Raw genomic sequence first — 12,769 nt, forward strand, 5'->3', positions numbered from 1 at the left:
CATACTAAAACATGTATGCTCAAAGGGAGGTGGCACCGGTGGATATGGCCTTAACCTACGTCTGGCGCACGGTGATAATCTATTTTTCGGTTCTGGTTATCGTTCGTTTAATGGGGAAAAGGGAGATCGGCCAACTCTCTTCCTTTGATTTTGTCGTAGCCATTATCTTGGCTGAATTAGCGGCCATCCCTATGGAATCGGAAAAAATCCCCATCTGGCACGGCATTGTTCCCATTGCCACCCTGGGCCTGCTGGAAGTAACCTTTTCCTATCTAACTCTGCTCAACCGCCCCCTGCGTAAGATCGTCTACGGATCCCCCCAGGTGATTATTGAAAACGGGAAACTTTTAAAGCATGAAATGAGGTCCTCCCGGTATAACCTGGATGATCTTTTGAGTCAACTAAGAGAAAAGGGCTATCCCAACATGGAGGACGTGGAATACGCCATCCTGGAGACATCCGGAAAATTAAGCGTTATTCCCCGTTCCCAAAAGAGGCCGGTAACGCCCGAAGACCTGGGCATTCCCACTCCCTATGAGGGATTGCCAACGGTTCTAGTTATGGATGGGGATGTACTGGAGGAAAATTTACAAAAAGTAAATTTAACCGAAGCCTGGTTAAAGGAAAAATTGGCGGAAAGAGGCTTTCATCCCAAAAAGGTTTTGCTGGCCACCTTAAATACCAACGGCCAGTTATTAATTGATTGTCAAAATGACGACCGGCAAAAATAATCTCTGAATATGGAAATAAAAGAAGGAAAATGCAGCTATAGCTAGAAATAACCTATAAAGATTTGCTGATAATACTTTGCAACCATGGATGATATTAGAGAAAGAAGTTGGTTGCGGTGTTTAACCTTGGCCGCAGGGAGCAAGCGGTTCTCTTTATTTTTATGGCAGTCCTTTTATTCACTGCCGGTTACCGGCTGGCGGCCCGGGATAAGGGGCCGGCGGAACCCACTGTGCTTTCGGAAAACAACCAAAGGGAACAGCAGGAAACCGGTCCGGTGGTTTATGTGGTGGGAGCGGTGGAAAAGCCCGGGGTTTACAAACTGCCTCCCGGAAGCAGAGTAAACGACGCCCTGAAGCTGGCCGTACCTCTGCCCGAAGCGGACTTAACTTTGTTGAACCTGGCCATGGTTTTAAAAGATGAGCAAAGGCTGGCGGTGGCCTTCCAGGCTGAAGCCTCAGAGCCGGAGACCGTGCCCCAGGCCGCCCCGGAGGGCCTGAGTCAACCTGCGGGACAAGCGGTGATGCTGAAGAAAACCACTGCTGTATCCGCCAACTCAGGACTGATTAATATTAACACAGCCGATGAAACGGAGTTGGACCGTTTGCCTGGAATCGGTCCGGCCCTGGCGTCCAGGATTATTCAATACCGGGAGATCAACGGCTCCTTTCAGTCCATTGAGGATATAAAAAATGTCTCAGGCATCGGAGATAAAAAATACGCGGACCTCCAATCCCTGATTACGGTGCAGTGATAAAAGAGATTGGATTTTAAATCGTTGACTGGGAAGTGAACCAATGGAAGCATCTTTACTGGCCCAACTGATACGGTTGCAGGCCCTTGAACAAAGCCTTAACAGCAGCGCGGTAGACCGGCAGGAAAGCAGCAGCAGATTTACCCTGATGCTGGCCCGGGTTATGGCAGCAGAAAAGGGAACCACGGCCAATCTGGGGTGGAATCTAAATTCAACCCTGCAAATGGCCGAGGTGCCCTACCGGTATCAATCGAAGGTCCGGGCTTCTGCCAAAACGGCTGCAGCCGCCTTTCAGGCAGCCAGCGGCACCGGCGAATATGAAGCCCTGATGGAACGGACAGCCCTTAAATATGGCGTTGATCCGGATCTCTGCAAGGCGGTGGCCAAAGCCGAGTCCGGCTTTAATCCTCTGGCTACCTCCAAAGCCGGAGCCATGGGTTTAATGCAGCTAATGCCCGGTACGGCCAAAAGCCTGGGTATCGACAATCCCTACGATCCGGAGCAGAATGCCGATGGGGGCGTCCGTTACCTGAAAACCATGCTGCAAAAATATCAGGGGGATGTAAAGCTGGCTCTGGCGGCGTACAATGCCGGGCCTGGAGCGGTGGACAAGCACGGCGGCGTGCCGCCTTACCGCGAAACCCTGAATTATGTTGCAAAGGTTTCCGGTTATCATCAATTGTATCTGGGTGGTTAAAATATGACCCATCGTCCCTTAATGACGCTGATTCTGGCCCTGGCGGCAGGAATCCTGGCGGCAAATGTTTATCCCGTCCATTCCGCCGTTGCGCTGGCAATTGCGGCCGTGGCCTTGACGGCAGCAGGGGTAGGACTTTGGAAGGCCTGGCGTTACAACGCGCGGGTCTTTTTTTGTGCCTTTCTTTTGTTGGGTTTCGCCTTAACCCAGATCCAATTTTCCATAGTCCAGACCTCCCTGCTCTCTTTTAAAGACAAGGCTGTAAAAATAACCGGGCAGGTCATTGATCGCCCGGATGTGCGGTTTGACGGCGTCTTTTATAAGGTTCAAGTCAGTGAAGTGACCCATAATAACCGTACCCAACCGGCGGGCGGAGTCCTCCGGGTCAAAATTCGCGGACAGGAAAGGGTATTTCAGTATGGGGATTGGCTTACCTTTTCCGGGGTACTTCGTATACCGGACCCGCCCGGAAACCCGGGAGCCTTTGATTACCGTTCCTGGCTCACCCGGCAGGGAATCACCGGCATCGTGAATGTAAAAAGCCCCCGAGAAGTTACGGTGCTGGGAAACCAAGGCCGTTCCCTTCGGCAAGGCGCCTTTGGGATTCGTGACAGACTGGAGCAGATCTTTGACCGAACCATGACCCAAACCCAGGCGGCGGTACTGAAAGGCATGATTTTTGGCACCCGGGGAGAAATACCGCCTGAGGTGGACGCAGCCTTCGTGGAATCGGGATTGGTTCACATCCTCAGTGTGAGCGGCTTTCATATCGGTTTGGTGGCCGGTCTAGTCTTAATTCTGCTCCGGATATTCAGGATAAACAAAGGGTTTCATGCGCCGGTTGCCATTCCGCTGCTGCTTTTTTATGCCGTCATGACCGGCATGGGACCGGCCGTGGCCCGGTCCACCTTCATGGCCATCCTGCTGCTGCTGGCCCATCACTTTGGACGAGAACAGGACTGGCCCACTACCCTGGCCGCGGCAGCGGGAATTCTTTTAATCCTAAACCCCCTTACTCTTTTTGACATCGGCTTTCAGCTTTCTTTTCTGGCCACCTGGGGACTGCTGTACCTTACTCCGGTATTGACAGCCGGAATACCCCGTCTGCCGCAGCCCCTTTCCCTGCTGGTTATGGTGCCTCTGGCGGCCCAATTAGCAACCCTTCCCCTGGTGGTATTTTACTTTAACCTGGTGTCTCCGGTTTCCATCCTGGCCAATGTACTGACCACCCATCTGATCGCCCTGATCATGTTCTTTGGCGGGGTTTCCCTGCTGCTGGGCTCCCTTTATCTGCCCCTGGCCGCTGTTACTGCCGGGGGAACGGGGTTATTAACGGATTTCTTTCTGAAATTGGTGGCTTGGTGTACTTCCATTCCCGGAGCGGCTTTTTATATTCCGGCACCGTCCTTAGGAGGAATTTTGCTGTACTATGCTCTCCTTATCGCTGGGGTGGAGTTGCTGCGGCGGCCCCAATGGCAGGCCGGATTGAAGGAAATGCTGTTTTACAACGGAACGAAAGTTCTGCGGAAAAGGGCGATTATGGCCGGCGCAGTCCTAATTTTTGTCCTGTTTCTATGGCTCCTTTGGCCCCATTCCCAACGGCTGGAGGTGCATTTTATCGATGTAGGACAGGGGGACAGCGCCCTGATTATTACTCCGGACCGGCGAACCATGCTGGTTGATGCGGGCGGCTGGCGGGAAGAACTGACTACCGGAAGAGGGGCCGGTCATTACGTGGTATTGCCTTACCTGCACCGTTTAGGCATCAATAAATTGGATACGCTGGTTATCACCCATCCCCATGAGGACCACGCAGGCGGGGCGAAGGCCTTGATCCGCTCCATGGAAGTGGGTGCGGCGCTGGTTTCCCCCTATGGCTTGGAGCAAGAAGATAAAGCGGATCAGGGCTACGATCTGCTCCTTCAGGATATGAAGGATCGAGGGATTAAAATCTATCCGGTCCGAGAGGGAAACGCCCTGAACATTGATCCGGCAGTCACGGTGAGAGTCATCTCCCCGGGAGAACTTTTTAAAAATACCCGTTCAGACGCCAACAACAACAGCCTGGTGCTGCTGCTCAACTTTCGGGGACGCACAGTACTGTTAACGGGAGATACAGAGGTAGAGGCTGAAGAGCATATCCTCCGGGAGAATAAGAATTTACAGGCGGAAATTCTCAAAGTACCCCATCACGGAAGCGGCTACTTTTATCCGGAGTTTTTTTCCAGTATCAGGCCCCGGGCCGCCGTTATCTCTGCCGGAGCCAACAACTCCTTCGGCCATCCGGCTCCAAACACTTTAAAGGCGCTGGAGGAGATCCACTGTCCGGTTTACCGGACCGACCTGGACGGAGCCGTGATCTTTTCAACGGATGGGGAGAAATGGCAGGTTATAACGGGAAAATAAACGAAGGAGCAGACCCAATTATTTTTGGGCCATCCTTCGTTTATTTTGAAATCACTATAGGTAGGCTAGGACAAACGGCTATTTAAAATCAACCATTGGTTGATTTTCAGGTATATATACAACGAATGCTCGATGGTTTCAAGGAGTGATCAGAGATATAATTTAACCTATAGTACCAATAACTTTTCAGAGGTGATTGCCCTGTTTAATAAAAAAATTTTTGGAAAGCGGATTGCATTACTGCGCAAGGAAAACGGGTATACCCAGGAACAGTTGGCAGAAATCCTTCATGTCACCGGCCAGGCGGTCTCGAAATGGGAAAAAGGCAATGCATTGCCTGATACAAGCTTCTTGCCTCTTTTAGCTGGAGTATTGAAGACATCCATTGACCGATTGCTTACCGGGGAAGAGATAGCGGGGAAAACAAGTCCTTATGACCAAGAGTACATTAAAGAAGAATATTATTGGGGGTTAAAGCATTCAATGCTCGCAGAAATGACCGTGAACTTGTGTGATAAATTAAAATACGGCAGTCGTCTACTGGACATTGGCAGTGGAGAAGGAAGGGATTCAATTTATTTTGCGAAGTGCGGCTTTGTCGTTGATGCATTAGAAATTTCTTTACCCGGTATAGAGAAAATTAAACAATACAGTAATTCGGAAAGTTTACCCATTCATGCGCTTCATACGAATATGATTGATTATGAAATGGATCATTATTATGATGTTATTTACTCTATGGGAGCATTACAGTTTTTACCGATTGGAAAACGACAGCAGCATTTTGAGAGCTATAAAAAGCATACCTCTATTGGCGGCCTAAATGCTCATCTTGTTTTTGTAGAAAAACCCTTTATCCCAACTGCTCCTGATTGGCAAAAAAATGAGTTCTTTTATAGGTCAGGCGACTTGGCGGGATATTATTATGATTGGCAAATTATCTATTGTGAGGAGCAAATTGTTGATTGTAAGTCTGGAAATAGCCCGCATCAGCATGCGATAAGCTCCATTATTGCTAAAAAGATATGAATACACAAGGACAATCCTGCATATATCTTAAAGTAGATAAACCTCGGCAACTCTGATGAGTACCGGGGCTTATCTATTTTAAACCGTTGCCAATTCAAATTTGAGCGAAGTTGCTACAAGGTAAAGCAGTTTTCATTATGGTATATTCTTCTCCTTATAGGTAGGCTAGAAACGGTCTGAAGCAACTGCTTGAGACTAAAAAAGACGTGTTTCAAATCCTTATAGGTAGGCTAGAAACTTCTCTCCAGTTCGTCTTTATCTCTGCCTGTGACCAGTTTCAAATCCTTATAGGTAGGCTAGAAACCTGCTGATATTCATCGTCTCTGGCGCAGAACATACTGGGTTTCAAATCCTTATAGGTAGGCTAGAAACAGTGAATTTATAACACTTTGGACTATTTACAAACAAGTTTCAAATCCTTATAGGTAGGCTAGAAACACGGGCAATACAGGCTTCACAGACTGGGTGTTTATAGAGTTTCAAATCCTTATAGGTAGGCTAGAAACGTCTATAGTAAACCAAACTCCTGTTTATTTATCTTTGTTTCAAATCCTTATAGGTAGGCTAGAAACTTAGCCATTGGCGGCATTCCTCCTTAATATCCCGGTTTCAAATCCTTATAGGTAGGCTAGAAACTGGTGCCAAGTAGAGTTAGGACAATTGGTGCACAGTTGTTTCAAATCCTTATAGGTAGGCTAGAAACCAACGAATTCGGCCATCTCCTCGCGGCTGTCCTTGGTTTCAAATCCTTATAGGTAGGCTAGAAACGGGTGTTCTCTCCAACCAAAGCCAGAAGATACCCAAGTTTCAAATCCTTATAGGTAGGCTAGAAACCCAAACCTTTATTTTGCCTTCATCGTCTATTTCAGTTTCAAATCCTTATAGGTAGGCTAGAAACTATCTGAGGCCTTGAATAACCTAAGTTTCCCATAGGATAGTTTCAAATCCTTATAGGTAGGCTAGAAACAACAATTCGCCAGGCAAGAACCATTTTAGAGATTGCGTTTCAAATCCTTATAGGTAGGCTAGAAACCAAGGGCTATTTTCCCTCTTTTTCCAAAAACAATTCATGGTTTCAAATCCTTATAGGTAGGCTAGAAACGGCCGAGGGATTTGGCCCGGAAAACGGATATATCTGTTTCAAATCCTTATAGGTAGGCTAGAAACGTATGTGTTGCCGTTATCCTCATGAATTTGAGCAGTTTCAAATCCTTATAGGTAGGCTAGAAACAGTTTGTATACGTAACGGACGACGAATTCGACAAAAGTTTCAAATCCTTATAGGTAGGCTAGAAACGATAAAGTTGAATTTTTGAAATCGATATCATTCCAAGGTTTCAAATCCTTATAGGTAGGCTAGAAACTATTTTATGGAACAGCGAAACAGAGACGGTTACGCTACGGTTTCAAATCCTTATAGGTAGGCTAGAAACAACTCTAGCAGATACCGCCAAGACCCAGCAACAAATGTTTCAAATCCTTATAGGTAGGCTAGAAACTTCTCATGAAAGCAAAAAATAAAGAAGAGATTGACCATAGTTTCAAATCCTTATAGGTAGGCTAGAAACGAACTGGCTTCCCAAAAAGCTGTAACTGAAGCAATTGAGTTTCAAATCCTTATAGGTAGGCTAGAAACGAAAGATGGGTCACATCAAGTACCGATCCCCCGGTGTAGGTTTCAAATCCTTATAGGTAGGCTAGAAACCTAAGCGCTCACCTAACTGTTTTCTGCGTATATTGTAGTTTCAAATCCTTATAGGTAGGCTAGAAACACACAAGGCTTTGATTTTGGTATACTAATATCAAGAGTTTCAAATCCTTATAGGTAGGCTAGAAACTAACACATAATTATGCGATACGCAAATATAATAATTAGTTTCAAATCCTTATAGGTAGGCTAGAAACTCGGATATGACATCTGTAAAGACGAAAAGGATTATGAGGGTTTCAAATCCTTATAGGTAGGCTAGAAACCAAGGTATCTACAGATTGGATTATCCACGGAAACAAACTTGTTTCAAATCCTTATAGGTAGGCTAGAAACTTACTCCAACTCCTGTAAATACTACTGCAGAGAGGAGGGTTTCAAATCCTTATAGGTAGGCTAGAAACTAGTTCATGTTCTGTGTTTTTTGCTGCTGCTAGCATAGAGGTTTCAAATCCTTATAGGTAGGCTAGAAACCGAACAATATTACAATAGATGCCAAACCATATATTAAAGTTTCAAATCCTTATAGGTAGGCTAGAAACATACGCACATTCCTGAGCGTATTAAAAATAATGTCGAAGTTTCAAATCCTTATAAATTGTAACATGCTTTGTGTGTATATGTTATAATCATTTTAACCCTTTAAAAATCAAAGGTCTTAATCTTTCCTCTGTTGGGAATTTGCATGAATTTTACTATCTTGAGATAGGTTTCGTCCCCAATCTGTCCCCAATACAATTATTTACGGTTTAGTGTTGTGGCGGTCAAAGCGGTCAAATTCTTGGGCAACTCTCTCCTCCATCTTTTTGGTAACGTGGAGGTATCCGGCGGTGGTGCGCTCACTGGAGTGTCCAAGTCTTTCTTGTACCGACTTGGTCGTCGCTCCTTTTTCTAGGAGATACGTTGCACTGGTATGCCGTAAGCCGTGAAGGTTCAGATGGCGGAATCCATTTTTCGCTAAAAACTCTCTCCACCAACGCGTAGGTGTGTTGGGGTGGTACGGAATGCCATATCCTCTGTGAAACAGAAACTGCCGGTCCCCACCTTTCCACTTCGTACCGACGGACCACATTTGCTTTTTCCAATCTTTTGTGTACGCCTCCAATTCTCTCATATACCATGATGGCATTTTTACCGTGCGCATAGAAGAGTTAGTCTTGGGACGCTTGATTAGATGTTGGCGGTTAATTTTCATCGGTATATTTTCATCAATTCGAATGGTGTTGTCCCCAAAGTTGCAGTCCGAGATTTCGAGTGCTACAACCTCTCCGCGACGAAACCCACCTAAGAATGTCCCCAGAATGAGGAGCCGCCAAATGGTCGGCTGACGATAGAGGGCGTCAATAATCTGAATGACTTCCTCTTCTTCGTAAACTTTTATTTTAGTCTCCGGCTTTTTAGGCCAGCGTACACCAGTGCATGGATTTGCGGGAATGATTTTTCGCTCCTCGTGAGCGTATACAAATACATTCCGTAGTACGCGCAGGATGTAGCGTTGTGTCCCATTCCAAAGAGGGCCTTCTTTCCCGTCTTTTCGGGCCTCGGGAGATCGCAAATATACTTTGAAGTCCGAAATATGGGAATTTTTGATTTCGTCCATACGCAGATGTCCAAAATGAGGCATGATATGTGTTTTCAAGTGTTGTTCGTAAATAACTAGAGAGGAAGGAGCTAGGTTTTCGGGGTCTGAGGCGTATTTGGGACGCCAATGCTGGTCTACAAACTCTTTAAAGGTAGCTTTCTCCGGGGTGATGTAGGTGCCGGAGTCTACTTCAGCTTTAAACTTGTGCCACTCAGACTCCAGATATTCCCGGAGTTTTTTTGTTGTACGGAGGAGGGCTTCATCCTCGACTTTGATAGGCTTACGCTCTCTGTCTCGGATCACCTTAGTTTGACCATCCTTGGTGACCACAGTCTTAGTGCCAGTCTCAACAGTGAGCCTCCAGGTATTCTTTCCGCGCTTTTCAATGCTCGGCATTTGATTTTTCACCTCCTTTCAATAAGCCTAAAAGAACATATGTTTGGTTAATGGGGTAAAAAATATATGGTGTAGAAAGGTTTGTACAAATTCACTCATTAAATAAATGGAAAACACCAAAGGGCTCAAAATAGACAAGATGCTTTCCAACCTGAATGAAAAGACCATGCTTTTCCTTGTAATGTACGATGGCTTGTTCCAAAAATTCCTCGGTTACATCCAAGAATTCAGCTAACTCATAGCGGTTACAAACTCCTGCTTCATACGCTTCAATGAACTTTTCCAAAGGCACTAGTTTTTCATAGGCCCAATTCCGGGCGCGCTTTTCTTGTTTTCGATTCCGGATATCCTTTTGGTTCAGGATATCACCACTAGAAGTGTGATAGTGTCCCAGCTCTTCGGCTAGAACACAACTCTTTTCTATACTTGTAGGTAATCTACGGTTAAGCCATACTATACCGTCCCCATACAGCCCCTTGATTTTTGAGCTCAAGGGGTTTTCATATACCCTAATATTATGCTCGTCTGCCTCTTTCAGAAGCCTTTCAAATAACATCGCATCACCCCGACTTAATCCTTGCTATTACGTTTAGAACGCAAAAATTCCTTAAATTTTTCAATATCTCTTAGCTCGTCTTCTGTCCAGTCTTCTCCGTCATGGTGAGCAGCGATTGTGTCAATTTCACGGTTTTCTTCATCTAATTTATGCTTAACTTTTTTAAGTACGTTTAATAAATCTTCCTTAAATTCAACGGTTAAAGGAGTTCTTTTTATCAAATCGACTATTTCAAATGGATCTACATCAAGAGGAACATCCCCATATTCCTTTTTGATAGTTTCTAGCTCAGTGGTTAATGTACTGAGAACATTTGGAGGAAAGTAGGGCATTCGTTTATCCGTTTTTGCTAGGGATTTAATTATATCTATTATCTCTTTGTCAAATCCTGAAATAAGAAAATCTGTAGTAACACCAAAATAATCGGCTACTTTTTGGATTTTATCAATAGAAGGGGAATTTTCATTCCATCTTCGAATCGAGCCGTTTGCAAATGACAGTTCCTTTTCTAAACGGGAGGTTGCTAAACCTCTCTTTTTACATAGGAACTGTACATTTTCGCAAATTCCCACGTTTCATTTCCCCCTAGAATAAAATAATTTAGCTTTTATGCTAAAAATGATATTGACTTTTAGGAAATATGCTAATAAAATAGCCTTAACAGCCTAGATTAACGCTAATAGACAACAAAAAACCAAGGGTCAACATACCCGTTATAAAAAATCGTTTCCCAGGCGATTTATATTGGTTTGGCTTTTATACATTTTAGAATATTTTCTAACCCGTGTCAACATCTAGGCTAATATATTTACTAATTATTCCATAGAAAGGAGGGTATCAGATGCAATATTCAGAGTTCGGACTAAAAGCCAGAAGGGTTATGCTCCAGAAAAAAATCTCTGGTGCCGCCATAGCCAGACAACTTGGTGTTTCCACTTCTTATGTCTCTGAAATTCTCAAGGGTACGCGGTCTGGAAACGGTCGAAAGGAGCAGATTGCAGAAATCTTAGGTTTGGAAGAAGAGTTGAAAAAGGAGGCTAACTAGTTGAGTAAGCTCATCCTTAACCCCGAATTCAACCTTTACGAGCGCAACGGTCAGGCATTTTGTAGCAGCCGCCAGGTGGCCGAAAGTTTTAACAAAAGACATGACCACGTTTTAAGAGATATTAGTAATTCATTGAGTGTGTTTAAGGAAATAGGTGACCCCAAATTTGGGGAGACCAACTTCATGTTTACAACCTACAAGGACAGTCAAAATAAAAGGCAACCAGAAGTGCTTATGACCAGGGATGGCTTTAGCTATATCGCAATGGGCTTTAATGGTAAGAAGGCAGCACGATTCAAAATTACCTACATTAAACGCTTTAACGATATGGAAGCGTTCATTAAGTCCCTTCTCGCTACCAAAATGGAATTCCCGGCCTTCACTGATGCAATTATGGCAGCCCACGAAGAACCGAAGCATTACCACTTCTCGAACGAGATTAACATGATTTACCGCATTGTGCTGGGTGTGGATGCTAAGAAGTTCCGGGAGGAAAACGGAATTGAGAAGGGGGCTGTAATTAAACCCTACTTGAGTTTGGAACAGATCAAAGCAATAGAAACACTCCAGCGGGTAGATATTGGTTTGATTGTAGCTATATCGGACTTTCAACAGAGGAAGGAAACGCTGGCAGGGTATTTTGAACGAATAAAACGCAAGTGGATTGCTTAAGAGAGGAGGTGTGCCAGCATGACTCCCCTGGACCATCTTTATGAAACCCTCATCCAGACTGCAGCCGCCGAAGCTGAAAGAAGAGTTTTGGAACGGATACAGCTTCAATCCATAGTTCCTGACCGCACCCTGAGCCTAAAAGAGGCAGCGGAGTATGTTCACATTTCAGAGTCGGCTCTGCGGCAACTGTGCAAAGAGAAGCGAATCCCTCATAGGATTAACGGCTCAGACGGCTCTAAGAATCCGAGGTATTTATTTAGCTCATTGCGGTTGGACCGGTGGATGAGGGAGGAGGAGGAAAAGAATTATCAACAGAGATAGGAAGGAGGGCATCTCCAATGGCAAAAATCTATCCTTTTCCCAATCAGGCAGCCCGTGCACTAATCCATTCAGTAATTCAACTCTACGCAGCCGGTAAATGGACACGACAGCAAATGATGGACCGAATCCACCAGACTATGAAGCAATATGGCTGCACAACACTTCATTTTGAGAATTTCACAGTCAGAATCACGGAACCGGTTGTAACCTCTATGGGGCAGTTTAATGTAGCAATTATTGAATCCCACAGTATCTCATCAAGATTAGGTTGTCCTGTTTGTTATTCTGCCGAAGCCGGATATTTAGCCGGAGATAAAGTTATAACGGTTGCATGCCGTGACTGTGGATGCATTTATAGGTTTAGAGAAAAGGAGGTGAAGAAAGGATGAACCCAACGAATACCCCGCAAATTCTTGAAGACCTAAAGGTCACCGCAGAAAAATTCTTAGCCATATATCCCGAAATTTGCGCCCTGGTAGCTGCACAGCCAGCCACCACTCAACCGGTAGAACCCGAACCGACAATCGAAAGCGAGGAACACCGTATCAGTCGGCTCCTGCAAACTCTTGGCGCGCCCCTGCATATCAAAGGATACCGGTATCTGAGTACTGCAATCCAAATGGTTTCCAAAGATCATCTGCTTCTCTTCGCGATTACCAAAGAGCTGTACCCAGCGGTTGCAAAAGCCCACGACACAACCCCGAGCCGGGTAGAGAGGGCCATACGGCACGCAATTGGTCTGATGGCTGATAAGTGCAATGACTTCTATGCAAAATCATTCGATGACCAACCAACGAACTCCGAGTTTTTAGCCTGGTGCGTTGAGGCGCTGAAATTCCAGGCATAAAAAAGAGCCCTGTAAAAGGGCCGAAAA

At 45.3% G+C, this 12,769-nt stretch carries 13 protein-coding genes and 1 CRISPR repeat array; of the genes, 10 read left to right on the forward strand and 3 right to left on the reverse strand.

Annotated features, from left to right (window positions below; genetic code table 11):
• The first annotated feature begins 44 nt into the window (after positions 1 to 44).
• The 5 genes from DESRU_RS05410 to DESRU_RS05430 all read left to right on the forward strand — a co-directional run bounded on the left by DESRU_RS05410 (position 45) and on the right by DESRU_RS05430 (position 5,615).
• Positions 45 to 731 carry a DUF421 domain-containing protein gene (locus tag DESRU_RS05410; protein WP_041275606.1) on the forward strand — a complete coding sequence of 229 codons (687 nt, stop codon included), beginning with the start codon at positions 45 to 47 and terminating at the stop codon, positions 729 to 731.
• Positions 732 to 847: 116 nt separating this feature from the next.
• A complete protein-coding gene (locus tag DESRU_RS05415; RefSeq protein ID WP_041275607.1) occupies positions 848 to 1,483 on the forward strand; it encodes a ComEA family DNA-binding protein in 636 nt (211 codons plus the stop codon).
• A gap of 43 nt (positions 1,484 to 1,526) precedes the next feature.
• Positions 1,527 to 2,180, forward strand: a complete 654-nt coding sequence (locus DESRU_RS05420) for a lytic transglycosylase domain-containing protein (protein ID WP_013841108.1) — start codon at positions 1,527 to 1,529, stop codon at positions 2,178 to 2,180.
• A 3-nt stretch (positions 2,181 to 2,183) separates the two neighbouring features.
• Positions 2,184 to 4,586, forward strand: coding sequence for a DNA internalization-related competence protein ComEC/Rec2 (locus DESRU_RS05425; protein ID WP_013841109.1), 2,403 nt, complete (start codon positions 2,184 to 2,186; stop codon positions 4,584 to 4,586).
• Positions 4,587 to 4,718: 132 nt separating this feature from the next.
• Positions 4,719 to 5,615, forward strand: coding sequence for a helix-turn-helix domain-containing protein (locus DESRU_RS05430; RefSeq protein ID WP_013841110.1), 897 nt, complete (start codon positions 4,719 to 4,721; stop codon positions 5,613 to 5,615).
• Between the two features lie 143 nt (positions 5,616 to 5,758).
• A CRISPR array of direct repeats spans positions 5,759 to 7,865; the repeat unit is 30 nt; unit sequence GTTTCAAATCCTTATAGGTAGGCTAGAAAC.
• A 200-nt stretch (positions 7,866 to 8,065) separates the two neighbouring features.
• Here DESRU_RS05430 and DESRU_RS05435 read toward each other — a convergent pair.
• The 3 genes from DESRU_RS05435 to DESRU_RS21095 form a co-directional block, all read right to left on the reverse strand.
• Complete coding sequence (locus DESRU_RS05435; RefSeq protein ID WP_013841111.1) at positions 8,066 to 9,301, reverse strand: tyrosine-type recombinase/integrase; 1,236 nt, start codon at positions 9,299 to 9,301, stop codon at positions 8,066 to 8,068.
• Positions 9,302 to 9,392: 91 nt separating this feature from the next.
• On the reverse strand, positions 9,393 to 9,857 hold the full coding sequence (locus DESRU_RS05440; protein WP_013841112.1) for an ImmA/IrrE family metallo-endopeptidase: 465 nt from the start codon (positions 9,855 to 9,857) through the stop codon (positions 9,393 to 9,395).
• Positions 9,858 to 9,871: 14 nt separating this feature from the next.
• Positions 9,872 to 10,429: a helix-turn-helix domain-containing protein gene (locus tag DESRU_RS21095; RefSeq protein ID WP_013841113.1), complete on the reverse strand. Its 558-nt coding sequence runs from the start codon at positions 10,427 to 10,429 to the stop codon at positions 9,872 to 9,874.
• 269 nt (positions 10,430 to 10,698) lie between these two features.
• On the opposite strand from DESRU_RS21095, the gene DESRU_RS05450 reads away from it, so the two are divergent.
• The 5 genes from DESRU_RS05450 to DESRU_RS05470 are packed head-to-tail and all read left to right on the forward strand — an operon-like array spanning position 10,699 to position 12,742.
• Positions 10,699 to 10,902, forward strand: coding sequence for a helix-turn-helix domain-containing protein (locus tag DESRU_RS05450; RefSeq protein ID WP_013841114.1), 204 nt, complete (start codon positions 10,699 to 10,701; stop codon positions 10,900 to 10,902).
• Positions 10,903 to 11,574 carry a Rha family transcriptional regulator gene (locus DESRU_RS05455; RefSeq protein WP_013841115.1) on the forward strand — a complete coding sequence of 224 codons (672 nt, stop codon included), beginning with the start codon at positions 10,903 to 10,905 and terminating at the stop codon, positions 11,572 to 11,574.
• A gap of 18 nt (positions 11,575 to 11,592) precedes the next feature.
• Entirely contained in the window at positions 11,593 to 11,895 is a 303-nt protein-coding gene (locus DESRU_RS05460) for a helix-turn-helix domain-containing protein (RefSeq protein WP_013841116.1), read from the forward strand.
• A 17-nt stretch (positions 11,896 to 11,912) separates the two neighbouring features.
• Positions 11,913 to 12,284, forward strand: a complete 372-nt coding sequence (locus DESRU_RS05465; protein ID WP_013841117.1) for a hypothetical protein — start codon at positions 11,913 to 11,915, stop codon at positions 12,282 to 12,284.
• Positions 12,281 to 12,742, forward strand: coding sequence for a sporulation initiation factor Spo0A C-terminal domain-containing protein (locus DESRU_RS05470; protein ID WP_013841118.1), 462 nt, complete (start codon positions 12,281 to 12,283; stop codon positions 12,740 to 12,742). The genes DESRU_RS05465 and DESRU_RS05470 overlap by 4 nt, the downstream gene beginning before the upstream one ends.
• Positions 12,743 to 12,769: the final 27 nt, after the last annotated feature.

Source organism: Desulforamulus ruminis DSM 2154, assembly GCF_000215085.1.
Classification (GTDB): domain Bacteria; phylum Bacillota; class Desulfotomaculia; order Desulfotomaculales; family Desulfotomaculaceae; genus Desulfotomaculum; species Desulfotomaculum ruminis.